Source organism: Sporosarcina contaminans (assembly GCF_042679045.1).
GTDB classification, from domain to species: Bacteria; Bacillota; Bacilli; order Bacillales_A; family Planococcaceae; genus Sporosarcina; species Sporosarcina contaminans.
Genome location: NZ_JBHTLT010000047.1, coordinates 64,279 through 82,958, shown reverse-complemented (window position 1 = coordinate 82,958; position 18,680 = coordinate 64,279). Strand labels below are relative to the sequence as shown.

Annotated in this window: 20 protein-coding genes; 7 read left to right on the top strand and 13 right to left on the bottom strand. The window is 41.9% G+C overall.

Features of this window, described 5'->3' with window-relative positions; genetic code table 11:
* Positions 1-137 precede the first annotated feature (137 nt).
* The gene (putP, locus tag ACFQ38_RS10680) at positions 138-1,625 is read right to left on the bottom strand and encodes a sodium/proline symporter PutP (protein ID WP_381480745.1); all 1,488 of its coding nucleotides are present in this window, start codon (positions 1,623-1,625) and stop codon (positions 138-140) included.
* Between the two features lie 160 nt (positions 1,626-1,785).
* On the opposite strand from putP, the gene ACFQ38_RS10675 reads away from it, so the two are divergent.
* Entirely contained in the window at positions 1,786-2,262 is a 477-nt protein-coding gene (locus ACFQ38_RS10675; protein ID WP_336823791.1) for a nucleoside deaminase, read from the top strand.
* A 44-nt stretch (positions 2,263-2,306) separates the two neighbouring features.
* Entirely contained in the window at positions 2,307-2,672 is a 366-nt protein-coding gene (locus tag ACFQ38_RS10670; RefSeq protein WP_336823792.1) for a DUF2188 domain-containing protein, read from the top strand.
* A 95-nt stretch (positions 2,673-2,767) separates the two neighbouring features.
* Here ACFQ38_RS10670 and ACFQ38_RS10665 read toward each other — a convergent pair whose 3' ends face one another.
* A complete protein-coding gene (locus ACFQ38_RS10665; protein ID WP_336823793.1) occupies positions 2,768-4,411 on the bottom strand; it encodes an AMP-binding protein in 1,644 nt (547 codons plus the stop codon).
* Positions 4,412-4,531: 120 nt separating this feature from the next.
* Entirely contained in the window at positions 4,532-6,091 is a 1,560-nt protein-coding gene (locus ACFQ38_RS10660; protein ID WP_336823794.1) for an FMN-binding glutamate synthase family protein, read from the bottom strand.
* A gap of 90 nt (positions 6,092-6,181) precedes the next feature.
* Between ACFQ38_RS10660 and nfsA the strand changes: the two genes are divergently transcribed.
* From nfsA to ACFQ38_RS10645, 3 genes are all read left to right on the top strand, one after another.
* Complete coding sequence (gene nfsA / locus ACFQ38_RS10655) at positions 6,182-6,913, top strand: oxygen-insensitive NADPH nitroreductase (protein WP_381480740.1); 732 nt, start codon at positions 6,182-6,184, stop codon at positions 6,911-6,913.
* A 78-nt stretch (positions 6,914-6,991) separates the two neighbouring features.
* Complete coding sequence (locus ACFQ38_RS10650) at positions 6,992-8,176, top strand: class I SAM-dependent methyltransferase (protein WP_381480738.1); 1,185 nt, start codon at positions 6,992-6,994, stop codon at positions 8,174-8,176.
* 4 nt (positions 8,177-8,180) lie between these two features.
* Positions 8,181-8,507 (top strand): phosphoribosyl-ATP pyrophosphohydrolase, encoded by a 327-nt coding sequence (locus tag ACFQ38_RS10645; RefSeq protein WP_381480736.1) that lies wholly within the window; start codon positions 8,181-8,183, stop codon positions 8,505-8,507.
* Positions 8,508-8,576: 69 nt separating this feature from the next.
* Here the strand turns inward: ACFQ38_RS10645 and ACFQ38_RS10640 are convergent, their stop codons facing one another.
* The 3 genes from ACFQ38_RS10640 to ACFQ38_RS10630 form a co-directional block, all read right to left on the bottom strand.
* Positions 8,577-9,152 (bottom strand): integrase, encoded by a 576-nt coding sequence (locus ACFQ38_RS10640; protein ID WP_381480733.1) that lies wholly within the window; start codon positions 9,150-9,152, stop codon positions 8,577-8,579.
* 190 nt (positions 9,153-9,342) lie between these two features.
* Positions 9,343-9,981 carry a tetratricopeptide repeat protein gene (locus tag ACFQ38_RS10635; RefSeq protein WP_381480731.1) on the bottom strand — a complete coding sequence of 213 codons (639 nt, stop codon included), beginning with the start codon at positions 9,979-9,981 and terminating at the stop codon, positions 9,343-9,345.
* 112 nt (positions 9,982-10,093) lie between these two features.
* A complete protein-coding gene (locus ACFQ38_RS10630) occupies positions 10,094-10,759 on the bottom strand; it encodes a Dph6-related ATP pyrophosphatase (RefSeq protein ID WP_381480728.1) in 666 nt (221 codons plus the stop codon).
* Between the two features lie 403 nt (positions 10,760-11,162).
* Here ACFQ38_RS10630 and ACFQ38_RS10625 point away from each other — a divergent pair, with 403 nt between their 5' ends.
* Both ACFQ38_RS10625 and ACFQ38_RS10620 read left to right on the top strand, forming a co-directional pair.
* On the top strand, positions 11,163-11,663 hold the full coding sequence (locus tag ACFQ38_RS10625) for an RNA polymerase sigma factor (protein ID WP_336823801.1): 501 nt from the start codon (positions 11,163-11,165) through the stop codon (positions 11,661-11,663).
* Positions 11,656-12,528: a DUF3298 domain-containing protein gene (locus tag ACFQ38_RS10620; protein ID WP_336823802.1), complete on the top strand. Its 873-nt coding sequence runs from the start codon at positions 11,656-11,658 to the stop codon at positions 12,526-12,528. The genes ACFQ38_RS10625 and ACFQ38_RS10620 overlap by 8 nt, the downstream gene beginning before the upstream one ends.
* Before the next feature lie 65 nt (positions 12,529-12,593).
* On the opposite strand, the gene ACFQ38_RS10615 is transcribed toward ACFQ38_RS10620, so the two are convergent.
* The 7 genes from ACFQ38_RS10615 to ACFQ38_RS10585 all read right to left on the bottom strand — a co-directional run bounded on the left by ACFQ38_RS10615 (position 12,594) and on the right by ACFQ38_RS10585 (position 18,270).
* A complete protein-coding gene (locus ACFQ38_RS10615; RefSeq protein WP_381480724.1) occupies positions 12,594-13,124 on the bottom strand; it encodes a DinB family protein in 531 nt (176 codons plus the stop codon).
* 160 nt (positions 13,125-13,284) lie between these two features.
* Positions 13,285-13,785, bottom strand: coding sequence for a PCYCGC motif-containing (lipo)protein (locus tag ACFQ38_RS10610; protein ID WP_336823804.1), 501 nt, complete (start codon positions 13,783-13,785; stop codon positions 13,285-13,287).
* A gap of 63 nt (positions 13,786-13,848) precedes the next feature.
* Positions 13,849-14,253, bottom strand: coding sequence for an HIT family protein (locus tag ACFQ38_RS10605; RefSeq protein ID WP_336823805.1), 405 nt, complete (start codon positions 14,251-14,253; stop codon positions 13,849-13,851).
* Position 14,254: 1 nt separating this feature from the next.
* Entirely contained in the window at positions 14,255-15,637 is a 1,383-nt protein-coding gene (gene fumC / locus ACFQ38_RS10600) for a class II fumarate hydratase (protein ID WP_336823806.1), read from the bottom strand.
* Positions 15,638-15,737: 100 nt separating this feature from the next.
* Positions 15,738-16,193, bottom strand: a complete 456-nt coding sequence (locus ACFQ38_RS10595) for an NUDIX hydrolase (RefSeq protein ID WP_381480721.1) — start codon at positions 16,191-16,193, stop codon at positions 15,738-15,740.
* A gap of 105 nt (positions 16,194-16,298) precedes the next feature.
* On the bottom strand, positions 16,299-17,582 hold the full coding sequence (locus ACFQ38_RS10590) for an ABC transporter permease (RefSeq protein ID WP_381480719.1): 1,284 nt from the start codon (positions 17,580-17,582) through the stop codon (positions 16,299-16,301).
* Positions 17,572-18,270, bottom strand: a complete 699-nt coding sequence (locus ACFQ38_RS10585) for an ABC transporter ATP-binding protein (RefSeq protein WP_336823809.1) — start codon at positions 18,268-18,270, stop codon at positions 17,572-17,574. The genes ACFQ38_RS10590 and ACFQ38_RS10585 overlap by 11 nt, the downstream gene beginning before the upstream one ends.
* Between the last annotated feature and the right edge of the window lie 410 nt (positions 18,271-18,680).

The following is an 18,680-nucleotide window of genomic DNA, read 5'->3' as shown; positions in this document are numbered from 1 at the left end:
AAATGAATAGCGCATCGTTTGAATGCGAGCGAGTTACATTGTGTTGCAAGCCAATTGCAAGGCACTTTGTGAGATGCCCTCACTACAATTTAAAAATCCCCCAGCCCATTAATGAACAGACCGGAGGATATTATTCATTATTTCCTTTCAGATTCAAGCAACTCAAGCGCATCATCGAATTCTTTTTCGATTTCAGCGTTCGGTTTGTATGTGATCAAACTAACGATGTAAGTGACGATAAGGCAAACAATGAAACCTGGAACAATTTCATACAAGTTATCTGTTAATACTTTGATATTGCCCCAAATTCCAACTGTAATTGCGCCTGTGACCATTCCCCATAAAGCACCTACAGCAGTGATCTTTCTCCAGTATAAAGATAAGACGATAATCGGACCAAACGCTGCACCGAATCCTGCCCATGCAAATGACACAAGCTTTAATATAGATTCTTTGTTCGGCCAAGCTAAGATGATCGCGACGATCGATACGATCAATACTGCCATTCTTCCTAAGAAAACATATCGCTTATCATCCGCATCTGACTTGATGACAGCTTTGTATAAGTCTTCAATTAGCGCTGAGGATGTTACAATTAATTGTGAAGAAATCGTACTCATAACCGCTGATAATACGGCTGCAAGGATCACCCCTGCGATAAGCGGATAGAAGAATACTTGACCAAGTGCGATGAAAACGGTTTCAGGGTCGACCAAAGTCGCGTCCGTATTTTGATGATAGTAGGCAATACCAACTAATGCAGTTCCGATCGCTCCGAATAAGCTTAAGGCCATCCAACCAATCCCGATTCGTCTTGCACTTTTCGTTTCTTTTACCGATTTGATCGCCATGAAACGAACGATAATATGCGGTTGGCCGAAATAGCCGAGTCCCCATGCAAGTGATGAAATTACTGCAGCTACTGATACACCTTTTGTCAAGCTAAGGAAATCCGGATTCACGTCACGAATACTTTCCAGCGTTCCACTAAATCCACCTGTTAATGTTAACCCGATAATTGGAACTAATAGCAATGCGAAGAACATGACCAAACCTTGAACGACATCTGTATAACTTACCGCTAAGAATCCGCCAAATAATGTATATGCGATAACAACTGCTGACACAATCAATAAACCATAATGATAGTCAAGCCCAAATGAACTTTGGAAAAATTTCCCGCCGGCTACCATTCCTGAAGAAACGTAAAATGTAAAAAAGACAAGTATGATTAATCCTGAAGCGATACGCAAGAAGCGTGATGTATCTTTCAGACGGTTTTCCAAATAACTTGGAATTGTAATTGAGTCACCGGAAACTTGCGTGTATACACGAAGACGTGGTGCAATTAAGAGCCAGTTCAAGTAAGCTCCTATTGTCAGACCGATAGCAAGCCACGCTTCCATAAGACCTGAAGAATAAATGGCACCAGGCAGACCCATTAGCAGCCAGCCTGACATATCTGCCGCGCCAGCACTTAAAGCGGTAACAGCAGGACCTAAAGAACGCCCGCCTAACATATAGTCCGTTAAGTTGGATGTTTTTCTAAAAGCATACCAACCGATGAAAAGCATTAAAGCCATATATAACGCGATGGAAATTAACTGATATGATTCGTTAGTCACAATATTCCCCCTCCAAACTTTCTGTTTAATACCATCATTTTTATACAATAAAGTATATACTTTAAATGTCAATACCCCACAAAGCTAAAAATAGACATGGTATGATAAATTTACATTCATTTCCCGGGAAATGAATCATTTCGACAAGGAGGATTCGACAATGACACATAATGAATGGCTTCAAACGACGATCGATATGGCAATTAAAAATGTTCAAGACGGCGGTGGACCTTTCGCCGCGATTGTCGTAAAAGATGGAAAAATAATTGGGCAAGGAACAAATCGTGTGCATATTGAGAACGATCCATCTGCACATGCTGAGTTACTTGCCATCCGGGAAGCTTGCTCCGCTCTCCAAACAGTGGACTTATCAGATTGCGTTTTATATGCAAGTGGAGAACCTTGCCCTATGTGTTTAGGGGCTGCCTATTGGTCAACGATCGGCGAGATTTATTATGCGGCAAGCAAAGTCGATGCGGAGAACGGAGCTGGTCATCCGAACCCATTATCGCAATTCTTTTCGGATCAACTGAAACAGCCTGAAGAGCGAAAAGTGCCCTTTATTCATATGAAAACGGAAAGAGCACTTGAACCTTTCTTAGCTTTCCGGAAAAAAGATCGAAATACAGGCGTTTAACTTGAATCCTATCGGGAATTGTTTTTATAAGGAGGCGATTCCCTATGCCGTGGACAAGAACAGATTACCCCGATTCATTTAAAAACTTAGAACCTGAAATACGAAACAAAGCGATTGAAATTGCCAATGCTTTGCTACGGGAAGATTATGACGAAGGACGTGCGATTTCGATCGCCACTGCAAAAGCAAGGGAATATGTGACCGGAGATGACAACGATCGACCAACATATGTAGCAAAAGCCCGTGATGACCATTGGGTGTTAATGAAAAAAGAAGGCGAAAAAGCCATCTTTAAGGAAGAAACAAAAAATGAATTATTAGAGAGAGCCAAACCTTATGTAAATGCGCAAAATGGTGTTTTAGCAATTTACCATATGGATGGAACACTTGAAACAACGTTATATGAATGACTCTTTAATAGAATGGCTTCTTATGAAAATTTCATGCATAAAAAAGGACTACACGCCAAATTACAGGCTGCAGTCCTTCATCTTTCGTTGTTAATCTATATTCCATACGTAACCGACTCTTCAAGAGCCATTTCACGCAATTTGTATTTTTGGATTTTTCCAGACGCTGTCATTGGATATTCGTCAGTAAACTTAATATACTTCGGGATTTTATGGAATGAAATATTCCCTTTGCAAAAAGACCGTACGGATTCTTCATCTATGGTGGCCCCTTTTTTTGGAATAATCCATGCCATCATTTCCTCACCATACTTAGGATCAGGAACTCCTACGATTTGGACGTCGGAAATGCCCGGATGTGTATAGAGAAATTCCTCAACTTCTCGCGGATAAATATTTTCACCGCCTCGAATGATGACATCCTTAATCCGTCCGGTAATATCGATGTACCCATCTTCATCCATAACAGCGATATCCCCAGTATGGAGCCAGCCATCTTCATCAATCGCTTCACGTGTCGCTTCCTCGTTATTGTAATACCCTTTCATTACATGATAGCCTCGCGTGCAAAGTTCCCCCGGACTTCCAATAGGCATTTCATCTCCGGTAACCGGGTCGATAATTTTCACTTCAACATATGGATGCGGTTTCCCGACAGTCATCACTCTTTTTGCAATTGGATCATCTGTCAAAGTCTGTGTAATGACAGGTGATGATTCCGTCTGTCCATAGCAAATCGTAATTTCGTTTGCCCCCATATCATTGATTACCCGCTTCATTACTTCGATTGGACAAGTAGAGCCTGCCATGATGCCTGTACGTAATGTAGACGTATTATATTTTTTAAAATCAGGATGGTTTAACTCTGCAATAAACATCGTCGGCACACCATGGAGCGCAGTGCACTTCTCACTTTCTACAGCTTCCAGTACATCTACCGGATCAAACTGCTCCAACAGTACCATCGTTGATGCATGTGTCACTGCTGCCATTGTCCCTAAGACGCAGCCGAAACAGTGGAAAAAGGGTACCGGAATACAAACACGATCTTTTTCCGTTAACTTCATGCAGTCCCCAATAATCTTACCGTTATTTACAATATTTCGATGCGTTAGCATAACGCCTTTAGGAAAACCAGTCGTCCCGGAAGTATACTGGATATTGATTACATCGTCCGGAGACATTTCACTACTACGCTGCTTTAGTGTTTCATCGGATACTCCTTCGGCATGTGCCAAAAACTCGGACCATTTGTAAATGCCTGCCTCTTCCCGATCCGTCATCAAAATTATTCTTTTCAATTTTGGCAATTTCTCTGAAGTAACGACGCCATCTTTGTTTTCCAGCAAGTTTGGACAAATTGAACGAACAATGTCAATATAGCTCGTTCCTTTGAAGCCTTCATCCAAAATTAATGTCGTCGCGTCAGACTGCTTCAATAAATATTCAAGTTCTCTCGCCTGGTAATTCGTGTTCACAGTAACGAGGACAGCCCCCATTTTGCCCGTCGCATACTGGCTGAGCAGCCATTGCGGCTTATTATCAGACCATATTGCTACATGCTCCCCTTTTTGAATCCCCATACCGATGAATGCCTTCGCTAACATGTCTGTTTCCTGATCGAAATCCTTGTAGGTTTTCCGCAAATTTAACTTCGGGTAAACATACGCTTCATGATTCGGTAATAAGTCCGCCCATTCCCTCACGATCTCGCCAACTGTTTTATTTAACAAAGACATCCACCATTCCCCTTTCTATGAAACTTTAGTTACTTTTATATTATCATAAAATTCCGATACAGTCTTAGGACCTTTTAATCAAAATGCATGTTTTACTCACAGGCAAAATGGCATGTTATCTTATTCAATTGGAAAAACCCTTCCTCTTTCATCTTTATAAAGGACATGATGCCGCTCTAATTTTGTCGGAGAATCAAGACCAGCAGCTGCCGCAATTCTGAACAATCCTTCACGCATCGTCAAAATGTAATTGGTTACCCGATATTTCTTCTCTTCGACGACAAGCCCTTTTTGTAAATGTTTGTCTGTCGTTGCGACACCTGCAGGACATTCATTCGTATGGCAACGATGTGCCATAATACAGCCTACCGATATCATGAAACCGCGAGCAATTTGTACTAAATCTGCTCCCATTGCCAGTGCAATAGCTGCCTTATCAGGCGTTGTAATTTTGCCGGATGCAATAATTTTCACTTCATCTCGCACTTCAAATTTCCTAAGTGCATCGTCCAACAATATAAGAGCCGATTTAAGCGGCAGCCCTACACTATCCGCTAAATCTTGATAAGTAGCACCCGATCCTCCCTCGGCACCATCAAGTGAAATAAAATCAGGGCCCTTCCCTGTCTCCCGCATAAAAGAAGCAAGCTCTTCAGCATCTTCTTTGCCTCCGATAACGATTTTGATTCCTACAGGTTTGCCTGTATGATCGCGGATTTTCTCAATGAAATCAAAAAGTGTCGGATAGTCATTAAACTGTTTGAAACGGTTTGGACTATTAATTGTCGTAAACGGCACGACATTTCGGATTTTGGCAATTTCTTCGGTTACTTTTTCACCTTCTACATGACCGCCCCGCATTTTTGCCCCTTGTGCCATTTTAATTTCGAATGCCCGAACTTGTGGTATTTCAGCCTTTTCACGAAGTCGTTCAAAGCTAAACTCTCCATCCTCTGTCCGGAAACCAAATAGTCCTGAACCGATTTGAGCGATAATATGTGCATCGCCTGCTAGATGATAAGGTGACAAACCGCCTTCTCCCGTATTCATCCAAGCTTCTTTCGCCATCCCAATTCCTTTTGATAATGCAGTAATTGCATTTTCTCCAAGCGCTCCATAGCTCATGCCCGATTGACCTAACAAACTGCGAACTCGAAAAGGATGTTCGCAGTTCGGACCGATGACAATCGCATCCTCTTCTGGCAATAGCCACGGCAAAGCAGGGATCTTTTCTCGATGCTCCTTACGAGAAAAGAGCCCATCTTCATCGACTTTGTACCGCATTGTTTCAATTAACGTCTCATTATCCACTCGCATTTCCTCGTTCTGTTTCGTAAACATAGCATTGCGAATAAAATAGCCAGGACGTTCAAAATCCCGTTTCGATCCGAAGCCGATTACACTATTCAAGTATTTACCCGGCAACACCATATGCAAATAATCTTCCCGGTTAAAAGGCTCTCCGCCATTATCATCATCAAACAAATATTGACGCAGCTCTGGCCCTGTTTTTTCCAAGACATATCGAACTCGCCCCAATACAGGGTAATTCCGAAGAATTGCATGCTGTTTCTGTCTTCTGTCATAATAATAAAGGAAGATGGCTACAGTAATCGGAATGACAACTAAAAATAAAACAATGAGCGTTGTCGTCAACGATATGCTTTCAATCCATCCCAATTTAATGCACATCCTTTCTTAAATTTTTATCGTAGTGTAACATGAATATAATCAGCAAATAGAGAATAACGAAAAAATGGAGGTTGTTTTATGGTCATTGAATTGCTAAAATCACACGCATCCGTAAGAAAATATAAAGACATACCGCTTACAAAAGACGACTTGAAAGAAATTGTATCTGCCGGACAGCATGCGGCAAGCTCCCATTTCGTCCAAGCCTACTCTGTCATACATGTCACTGATATGGGCAAGCGTGAACAATTGGCGGAGCTATCTAAGAATAAATCGCAAATGCTGTCGGCTGGAGCAGTACTTATTTTTTGCGCGGACTATTGCCGTCTTGCAAAAGCTGCGGAACTTAACGGTAAGGAAATAGACTTTTCTTATGTAGAAAATCTGTTAGTCGGCTCAATTGACGTAGCACTATTTGCACAAAATGTCGCTATCGCTGCAGAATCGAAAGGATATGGCATTTGCTACATAGGAGGAATCCGCAATGCTCCTGAAGAGATCAGTGAATTGCTAAACTTGCCAAATGGCGTTGCACCTATGTTCGCCATGTCTATCGGCGTGCCGGACGAAGCGAATGAAGTAAAACCAAGATTACCTGTTGAAGCAATCATCCATGAAAATAACTACAACGCCGAAAAATACAACGACATCCTTCCATCTTACGATCAAACGATGCATGATTATTACTTGAATCGCGGGTCCAATCAAAAGGACACTGCATGGTCAGAACAGATGGCGGACTTTTTATCCGCACCGAAACGCACATATATGAAGGAATTCTTAGAGAAAAAAGGATTCTCTCTCAAATAATCAATTCAGGAGTTGGCAAATCGCTAACTCCTTTTGTTATTGTAGTAACACATATTTATTAAAAAGGAGTCCGAACATATGACATTTGAAGAGCTTGTGGATCAAATCGTCCACCGGATTCAAGATGGTTCATTCATTCGCGGGACAATTAGCCAGCCGCGCACAAAAACTGCAGACTTGCGAAAAGTGAAACTGAAGCCTGTAGAAATTAAACAAGAAGTCCATATTCAATTTGAATATCACTACGAACGCATCTTGAAACATGAAAATATCAAAATAAGCGAAATCCGTCCGCATATAGCGGAACTATTAGAGCAGTTTAGACAGTTGCAAGCAGAATTTGCAGATGAAAACATCCATATCCAGCTGACAAAAAAGTTCAAGGTTTCTTGGAAAGCTGAGAAAACGAGGGACTTAAAAACAGTAGACTTATCACATGACAGGAAGAAAAACTATTTGTTGGACGGAGAGACTCCTTACCCTTTTCTTATTCGATTAGGCGTGCAAACAGCTGAAGGTAAAGTGAAAAAGCAAAAACACGATAAGTTCCGGCAAATTAACCGCTTCATTGAATTTATTGATGACGCACTCGACTATTTGCCAAAAGACCGCACTGTCCGCATCTTAGACTTCGGCTCAGGCAAATCGTATTTAACGTTCGCGCTCTACCACTATCTTCATATTGAAAAGGGCATAGACATCGAAGTAACAGGGCTGGATCTGAAAAAAGAAGTGATCGAGGAATGTAACCGAATCGCAGAAGACCTCGGCTATGATCAATTGAAGTTTTTAGTTGGAGACATTAATGATTTTAACGAAGAGACCGCTGTCGATATGGTCGTTACATTGCATGCATGCGATGTCGCAACAGATATGGCGCTTGCAAGGGCAGTGAAATGGGGAGCGAATGTCATTTTAAGCGTCCCTTGCTGCCAACATGAGCTGTTCTCTCAAATTCAGTCACCAGCATTGGATATCATGCTACAGCATGGATTGATCAAAGAACGCTTCTCTGCTTTAGCGACAGACTCAATCCGCGCTGAATTGCTATCTTTAGTTGGCTATGACGCACAGCTATTGGAGTTCATCGATATGGAGCATACGCCGAAAAACATTTTAATCCGCGCATACCGGACGAATAAGCAGCCCGCGCCTGAAGCGTTTATGAAATATGAAGCATTCCGAAATATGCTACAAGCGAATCCTTTTTTAGAGCGGGAATTAAAAGCATCCGGATATTTGACATTAGGTAGGAAGGAATAAGCCTATGCCAACTTACAATAAATTAGTGCGAGATTTGATTCCGGAAATGATACAAAACAACGGAAAGACAGCAAACTTCAGAATTCTGAATGAAGATGAATATTTAGTAGAGTTGAATAAGAAAATGCACGAAGAGCTTTCTGAATATGAGACAGCTACAACAACTATGAATATTGCAGAAGAACTATCGGATCTGTTGGAACTTATACACGCCGCAGCGGATTATTACGGTTTGTCTGCAGCGGATATTGAAAAAATTCGGTCAGAAAAAGCGAAGAGCCGTGGTAGTTTCGAAAGACGTATTTTCTTAATGGATGTAGAAGATCACTAAATGATTTTGCCTATGCAAAAACCGCCATCCAATTTATATCCGGATGGCGGTTTTTATATAAATATAAGTTCAATTATAAACAGCAATGATATTTTCCTGCGTTTCTCTCAGCTGCTCGAAAATTTCGTAGTCTTCCTCATAAGCTGAACGATACGTAGCCATGCTATGGTCCTTTACTTTTTCAAAGCTATCCCAATCTACCACTCCATAAAAGCGATTTAAAATTTCCGCGTTTGCCCATGCCGTTTCTTCGAAGGCAATATCTGTTTCATGCTCTTCTAAAAGCATTGTGACAAACGGCAAATCTTTCGGTCTTTTTTCAGCAGCTGCCTGCTTTTTGGCCTCAATGATTTCAACAGCTCTATCCAAAGAGGAAAGAAGTGCTTTTCGATCCATTGAATGACCTAATTCGTGTATTGTTACTGTTTTTATATAAGTAGTAAGCGGCATGGCCGGCGTCATTTCTTTACATGCTTTTTGAACCCTATCAACATCGACGACCACTTCATTTTTAATGAAATCATACATCATGTTCACACCAGTTTTTTCAACGACTAGCTCCACGTCCATATTAACGACTTGAATTGTCGATTCAATTAAGGAGACAATTTCTGAGTTTTTCATCCGTACGTTCTTTTCCCCCATCTAAATTGTTTATCCTCTATCTGTATCGTACACAGCTTACGTTTGTTTACGATTTTTCAAAAGATGTCGCGAACTTTTTTATTATATAAATAAAATTTATAACGTACAATTCATTTGCACTGTACCCTTGGAACAATCATTCATTGCAAAGATACAGTGCAAATAACAAATACATTCGGTTATCCAAAAGCTACTCATTTAATGAGCGTATCATTTCTTGAACTTCTGCAGCACCTTTTTCATCTCCTGCTTCTAAAAAATGATGGACACTTTTCTGAAAGCTTTCTTTCGCTTCGTCTTTATTTTCGGCAGCTTCATAATACTGGCCTTTTCCTCGATAGGCGCAAGCAATGCACATATGATCTTTGGCAAGATTTCCTTGTTCAATTGCCTCATTAAAGTACTGGAGACTTTCCTCCAAGCGGTTTTCATGTAAGGCGATTAGTCCGAATTCATATGCATTTGCGGAAAACCCGATATGGTCATCTAATAAGCTTTGTTCCCGCACATTTTTTTCCCTCTGAAAATAGTCCTTTGCAAGTGCATAGTCATTGTTCATCCGACAGACCATTCCAATTTGGTGTAGTGCAACAGCTTCACTAAGATGGTTTTGTTCTTTAATGGCGCTAAGTAGAAGGTTTTCATAGCATGCAATAGCTTCTATATATTCGCCTTTCATGGAGAGAGTAAAGCCTAAGCCATGAAGCGCTGTTTTGGCATCCTGAGAACCTTCTTCTGCTTCCGAAAGACAGGCTCGATAAAGCTGCTCCGCCTCATCAAACCTCTCTTCATAAAATAGGCGAAATGCTTCTGTTAGCTGTTCTTTCACAATTCCAACCTCCTTCTGCTCCAATTTGATTGGATCGATAGCCTTCTTTTACAATATGTCCTTTGAACGCGATTCATATTCGCTAAATACGGCATAGGCTATTTTTTGCTTCTTACATCCCATTCTCCAATTCAACATTTAAAAACAAATAACCGTTTCTTTCATGCTGCATCCCAAATACAATCGGCACACGGCTGCTAAAAATCGGCCCATCCACTACAATCGTATGGAATTCACCCGATTCTCCACAGGAATCAATACCAAGCGCCTCCAACTCATCCATTAGTTCAATCGTAAATTTGCGACCGATAAATTTGCTTGGCATCATTTTCGTGTTGACGACGACAATATACGCTTCAAAACCTTCGTGTACAAATTCTTCCAACAGTTTACGGCGCGGTTCCATCCATAATGGGTGAATTGCCTCCATCCCAACTTTGGCACATGTCTCTTTCACCCAATGTAAATGATCCTCCAAGTCGATATCCCCGAAAACACCGTACGGAATACCTGCATCTACACATTCCTTCATCGCATCTAAAAATTGCGTCTCGTACTCTTCCCAATCCGCCCCGCGCGTCATGAACGGGACACCAATACGATCTGCTTGCGCATGAAGTACTTCCGGAGGCAATGCATGCGATTTTGAACGTTCCTCATCCGCTTCCAACATTGTCCATATCCGTTTCGAAATGCCTCCGGTTTTTAAAGCTCTATAATAAGCAAGCGCAGAATCCTTCCCACCGCTCCACGAAGCTACAAATGGCCAGTCTTTCATAACAACACGTCCCTTTACTTATAAGTAACAAAAGTATAGCATATTCAGATAACGTGAGAGATCGTCTTTTCTATTATGGAAAAAGGTTCTTCATGATTCCCATTCACAATTGCTTATTATGTAAGAAGAGCTTGTTAACAGTATTTGTCAATTCAAAAGTGGATTGGCGAACAGAGTACATATAGCACCACCTATAATTGAAGTCATTGTGTTCAGGTTCTGTACTAATAAGAAATAGTGATGAAATCCATTCATATAAAAACTTTTACATAGAGTTGCCCGTTAAACTAAATGAGACGACATCGCGATGCAAACAAATCCGGCTCGATTCCGGAGGCGTCTACAAACTGTGAAGGAGATTCGGCTCTAGTCCAAGAGGAATGAATAGAAGGTGAACGAAGTCATGACAAAAGATGAAAAGTTCGAACTGGTGGAAGCTTTTATCGTGGAACACCAACATGCGCATTATCGTTTGGCATATAGCTATGTAAAAAATAAAGAAAACGCGCTCGATATTGTGCAAGAAGCAATATTAAAAGCATTGCGTTCAGTCGATCGACTTTCAGAAGTGCAATATTTAAAAACGTGGTTTTATCGAATTATTGTTAATACTGCCATTGATTTCATCCGAAAACATCAACGTGTCACTGTCATGGATGACGAAATATTAACAGTACATTTACCAGCATCCGACAATCAAGTAACGGATTTCGATTTGCAGGAAGCTGTCGACCATTTACCTCCAACGTATAAAACAATTATTATTTTACGTTTCTTTGAGGATTTAAAAATCGAAGAAATCGCCGACATTACAGGCGACAATGTCAATACAGTGAAAACAAGATTATATACGGCGCTAAGGAAATTGCGCGTGGATATGGGAGAGGAGTATCAATATGAGTAAATTTGAAAAGCTAAAGAAGGAGTACGAAAACATCGATATTCCAGATGAGCTCAATAAAGTCGTGCAAAATTCTATTCGGGAAGCGAAAAAGGTGAAGAAAAAACGACCTTTCTTCCGCAATTGGATGATTGGGACGGCTGCCGCCGCCGCTCTATTCGTAGGCAGCATCAATATCAGCCCTTCATTCGCACAAGCAATGGGCAATGTGCCATTATTAGGCTCCATCGTTCAAGTATTGACTGTGCAAGAACTAACGATTGACGAGAAGACGTACCAAGCGAATGTTAAAACTCCCGCTATTGAAGGGTTGGAAAATGAAACATTGCAATCTGCTTTGAATGAGAAATACATTGAAGAAAACAAATTGCTTTTTGAACAATTTCAAAAAGAGATTGATGAATTGGAAAAACAAGGCGGAGGACATTTAGGGGTAGATTCCGGTTATGAAGTTTTAACAGATAACGACCGGATTTTGTCGATCGCAAGATACCAAGTAAATACGGCGGCATCTTCATCAACGACAATGCAGTACGATACAATCGATAAAGTCGATAACGTCTTAATTACTTTGCCGAGCCTATTTAAAGATGAACGCTATATCGAGACGATTAGCGCCTATATTAAAGCGGAAATCGAACGGCAAATGGCTGAAGATGAAAACGTCATCTATTTCACAGAAGACGAATTTGATAGTGCTTTCACTTCCATTCAACCTGACCAATCATTTTATATTACCGATAATCATAAGCTCGTCATCTCCTTCGATAAATATGAAATTGCACCCGGTTATATGGGGGTAATCACGTTTGAAATTCCTTCGGATCTTTTAAAAGATTTATTAGTTAGTGATATGTATATTAAGTAAACAAAAAAAGCTGTCCTGAAAAGTCGATGAGACTTTCCAGACAGCTTTTTTAATTGATTAGGGAATTATGAATCAAAATCTCCAGCTGTGATCGTCGCTGTTCCATTCATTTTCAATTCATCAATTGTTTTTCGCAACTGTTTAAGATGGCATTTTTCATAGATCCCGATTAGCGGAAACCATTGGATTAACGGAATTGGCCCAATCGTCGGGTGCACCATTGATTTATTGCGAAGCGCTTCCTCACTACATGATTCATAGACGTCTAATAAATAGATTCTTGAATTATGCAGCCCTTCTTTGATTTCTGCCGCATTCATGTACTGTTCAGTAGGCTTTGTCGGCTCAGGCAATTCAACTTTCGCCGTACGGCTTCCTGTTAGCAGAATTTTTTTGGAAGCCCGCTCGCTTTCCGGATTTTTCAGTTCCTCTAAAATCTTTGCCGCTATATATGTTTCCATCAACGTTAGATGCTCCAAAATTTGCTTTGGTGACCATCCTCCGCTTTTAGGTTTACCATTCAACTCATCATCGGTTAATCCTTCGATTGCTTGATAAATTTTTCTGCGAACTTTGTTATTCCCTTCAAAAACCATACAATCTCCCCTTCATGTTCATAATGAAATTGAGGTTTTCAAATTTCATTCCCACATCATACGCTCTTTCAAAAGAAATTTAAAGCCCAATATACAAATTCAGAAAAATAAATTGCCTTCATCAAAAAAACGCCCCGCTTTTATGAAGCAGGGCGTCATATTATGCAGGCATCGGCGTGTCCGTCGGCTCTGCATAACCTTCTTTATATTGCTCATCGATGAAAGTACGAATTTCTGTCATCGACTTGCCATCTTGTTTCATTTGAACGGATTGCACTGCTATTTCGAGGCATACGAGACAGCGAGTGCCATGATCATCCCAGACGACTGAGCCGTCTTCACGAATTTCATCAACAAAACAGTTCAAGTTGCTGCCGTGATTGGCGCTTTCTGCACAGCCGCAATAACAAGGCATATATGATAGTACGTCCGAAGCAGTTGCCGCAACTTGATAGACAAGTCTCATGTCTTCCGATTTATCGTCAAGGAACTTAGGCAACACAGCAGCAGATTCAGTCACTTCCTGCAAATCGCCGTTCGGCAATTGCTTTTGCTCTCCTGCCGCCAATTCTTTTTCGTGATCGCCGTCTGCCGTCTTGCTTCCGCATGCGGAAAGGACAAGCGCAAAGATGGCTAAAATGGATAAAAGGGTTTTCTTCATGCAAGTCTACTCCTTTTGATTGTCTTGTCCTTCCATCATAACGGATAGTGCCGTGCAGTGTAGTTACAACTTTGTGGACATTGTACCTCTTTTGTTGTTTTTTTGTTTAATCCAATAACGGATACCTTTCCCCGATAGCGGCTCATCGCTAAACCGAGGGATGACATGAAGATGCGCGTGGGGAATCGATTGTCCACCGACAATTCCCGTATTCCAGCCAACTGTGTAGCCTTCATGTTCATACATTTCTTCTAAATATGCTTTCGCCCGCACCAATAATTGCTGCGTATCGCGCCATTCTTCGGCTGTTAATCCGAACACGTCAGAAACATGTCTTTTGGGCACGATTAAACCGCTGCCTTCCAACACTCGTTGCTCTGACGGCTTTTGAATATACGCGCAAAGATCCGTTTCAAAAATAATTTGCTGTTCAGGGTCGGCTGTGATATTGCAGAACAGGCAATCCATATTAACGTCCAATCATTTTCGACGGAACGACGTACTCATCGAATTGTTCTTCTGTTAGCAAGCCTGTTTTCAGTGCGGCTTCTTTTAGAGTCGTTCCTTCTTTGTGTGCTGTTTTGGCAATTTTCGCTGCGTTTTCGTAGCCGATATGTGGATTCAGCGCCGTGACTAGCATAAGCGAGTTTTTCACTTTATTGTCGATTTCCTCGCGATTCGGCTCAATTCCGACTGCACAATTGTCATTAAAGCTACGCATGCCGTCCGCAAGCAATTTCGCGGATTGCAGGAAGTTGTAAATGATCACTGGTTTGAATACGTTCAGTTCAAAGTTTCCTTGGCTCGCTGCAAAACCGATCGTTGCATCATTCCCCATGACTTGGGCAACGACCATTGTCAACGCTTCACTTTGAGTTGGGTTTACTTTACCAGGCATAATCGAGCTGCCTGGTTCATTCTCAGGAATTGTAATTTCACCGATGCCTGAACGCGGTCCACTGGCAAGCCAGCGCACGTCATTGGCGATTTTCATCAAATCTGCCGCAAGTGCTTTCATTGCACCATGTGTATAAACGACTTCATCATAGCTAGTAAGAGAATGGAATTTATTCGATGCTGATGTAAACTCAATGCCAACTGATTTCGAAATTTCTTCCGCCACTTTGTCGCCGAAGCCTTTAGGCGCGTTCAATCCTGTACCAACAGCAGTTCCGCCGATCGCCAATTCTTTCATGGATTGCACGCTATCAAGCAACATCTTTTCCGTTTTTTCAAGCATCCGGTGCCAACCACTAATTTCTTGTCCTAATGTAAGCGGCGTCGCATCTTGCAAATGCGTTCTACCGATTTTAATAATATCCATAAATGCTTCTGATTTATCATGCAGCGTCTTTTTCAACTCTTGAAGCGAAGGCAACAGCTCACGCTCCACTGCGATGACTCCTGCAACATGCAATGCTGTCGGGAAAGTATCATTAGAGCTTTGGGATTTATTCACATCGTCATTCGGATGGAGTCGATCCTCTTCTCCCCACTCTTCAAGCAGCTGATTGCCGCGGTTTGCCAACACTTCGTTCATATTCATATTTGATTGTGTACCGCTTCCTGTTTGCCATACGACAAGCGGGAAATGATCGTCCCATTTACCTTCGATCACTTCTTCAGCGGCCGTTTTAATCGCTTTCATTTTTGCTTCAGATAAGTTCCCGAATGAGTGGCTCGCAATCGCAGCCGATTTTTTCAAATGAGCGAACGCACGAATGACGCCCAGCGGAATGCGCTCTCCGCCAATTTTAAAATTCTGCTTGCTTCGTTGCGTCTGCGCACCCCATAATTTATCCGCTGGCACTTTAATTTCACCAAACGTGTCATGCTCAATACGATAATCCATCATTCATCCGCCTTTCAAATTATAAATTGAAAACTCCCTCTTCTATCATGCACCTTTTTTCAAGGGAAATAAAATGAAATGATCCGGTAAGTTATTTTAGTCAACGACTTGTTTTGCCTCTCGACCATTCTACTATGAATTGTTTCTGTCTCGGATTCAGGTTATCTGGCAAGGCATCGCTTTTGAAAAACCGATGTTCTCTCGTTTCCTCGCCGTCCTGAAGCAAGTCACCAGAAAAGGACGTTGTTTGAAAAATGACTTGCACACTATATACTTGATCGCCATTCGGATATGTCACAAAGCACGATTCTCCTGAATAGAGACCAAATAATTTCAGTTCATCCACTACGAGCCCCGTTTCCTCATACGTCTCTCTCTTTGCCGTCTCTTCAAACGTCTCGCCTAACTCCATCACACCACCAGGAATGCACCAATTATCCTCATCCGTCCTATGCTGCAGCAATATGGCGTCTCCTTCTGTAATAATAACGCCACACCCAACAGTAAGCAAAGGGGCATTTCCTATTAAACTTCTCATTTCATTGATATATGTCATATGCTCTCCTTTTTATTCCGTTTATTCTATATTAACAAATTTCCTCAGCGGGAAAAGAGATTGAAAAATGCAAGGCCTCTTTTACAGACCTTGCATTTTTCATTCTTATAATTCTTGTCTCAATGCTTGAATGACATCGATTTTTGTCGCTTTGCGCGCAGGTCGCCAGCCTGAAATCATCGCTACTGTAATGCTAATAGCTGAAGCGATTAAAATGAGCTGCCACGGAATAATCGAGAATGTTACGTCCATACCGCCTAAATCTTCTTCTCCTAACGCGGATGCTACGATGATTGGCAATAAAAAGTTCGCCACATAACTAACCCCATAGGAGATGATAATTGCAATGACCGTACCTAAGACACCAATCCATGCGCTTTCCATTAAAAACAATCTTTGTATTAATTTCGGGCTCGCACCAATTGCCTTCATGACACCAATTTCCCTTGTCCGCTCCGTCACCGCCATCGTCATCGTATTGAATATACCGATGGAAGCGATCAAAATCGCGATCGTACCGACAAATATAAGCCCGGCCTTTAGGGCAAGGAAAAATACGTCCATTTGCTCAAGTTCATCCGCAATTGAATAGACAGAATATCCTTCATCCTTCATCGCTTGGCTAACTGACTTAACATTTTCCAATTGGTCGGCATACATTTTTACATCACTATAAAATAAGTCCGATGTTTCCACATCTTCCACGTCACTTACATTTGAATTGAAAATCTCTGTCAGCTTCGGCTTGACAGATGCATCCGCATAAATTTTCACGTCTTGCAGCCAGTCCTTAGAAGGCTCCTTTGCTATGCCAACGATCGTCAGCGGTATTTCATCCACAAACAGCTCGTCCTCTTCATAGAGCCCCATTTTGTATATGAACTGCTCACCTAATAATTTTCCGTTATACGCAATCGGCTCCCCTTCGGTATTCATCTTTTTCGGATCAAACAAGGCTGCAGCAAAGTGGCTGCCGACAACGACTTCATGCTCATTCTCCGGAAGCCGCCCTTCCTTCAGCGCAAAGCCCACTTTTGCCTCCTCACCGAAATCGGAAACGATCAAATTCGGTTCACCTACAAAACCATTCAAATTGGTTTCTTGGCGAATGCCGACGGACTGTCGGTTAACAACCGCCTTCACATGATCACGCTTTTTTAAATTCGCTACATCTGCTTCATCTAATTCACCTGAAAACACATCAATTTCCGTAATTAAACGATTGCTCAACATTTCCTGGCGAATCGTATCTTGAATGCCAAAGCCGACAGACGCTAAAACAATGAGGAAAGCAGTACCCATCGTTGCAGCCAAAATCGTCATAAACACGCGCAGCTTATTTTTTTTAATATGCTGCCTAACAAAATCGACCTGATCTTTAAATTGCATGAATAATACCTCCTTCAACCAATTCTCCATCATGCATCCGATAAATTCGATCGGCAGTTTCCGCAACCGTATCATCATGCGTAATAATGACAAACGTAATGCCACGCGTCTTATTAAGCGATTGAATGAGTAGTAAAATGTCTTGCTCCGTCTCCGAATCCAAACTACCTGTCGGCTCATCCGCAAAAATGATCGGCGGATCCGTCACAAGCGCACGCGCAATACTCACTCGCTGCTGCTGGCCGCCCGACAACTCATTCGGATAATGATCCTGAACCTCCTGCAAACCAACTTGCTCCATAAGCTCCTGCACTTTTCGGCGCCTCTCCCTTTTTGCCACCCCACCCAACTTCAGCGGCAACTCCACATTCTCAAACGCCGTCAAACCCGGCATCAGTTGGAAGTTCTGAAAAATAAATCCGAAATGTTTTAAGCGAAACTGCGCACTCTGCGCCTCATCAAACAGCGACGTCTTTGTTCCATCCACCTCAATCACACCTTCATCCGGCTTCAGAAACCCCGCCATAATATGCAGCAAAGTCGACTTTCCCGAACCACTCCGCCCAACAATCGAAACAACCTCTCCTTCACGTATATCAAAAGAAAGCCCCTTCAAAACAGGCACCCTTCTCTCCTTGTCTTTCTTTCCAATCTTAAATGAATGGGACAACTCACGAACCCGTATCATCAAAACCCCTCCATAACGTAATCTATGGATTCATTGTAGCCGGAAAATCTTAAGGCACAGTGAGGATAAAAATGAAGATATTCTTAAGATGTTGTGTTTGGGGGGATGGATACTAGCGTGAAGGGCGATGTTTCTGGCTCGAAATAAAGGGGTACTGGCGCTATGAGGAGATTTTCTGGCGCAAGAGCTTACCTTCTGGCGGGGCATCGTAGAATACTAGCGCGACTGACCATTTTACTGGCGTAACTTATTGCAGTGCTATAAATAAGGTTTGTAGTCATGAGATAGGTGTTTGCCCAGCTTGGCTTGAAAACGCTTGTCAGACAAGGCGCGAAGTCGAGCGAAGACCCGAATAGAACTTAGGTTCATGAGGGGACGAGCGAGACGAGCAACGCAGTATGCGAGCGTTT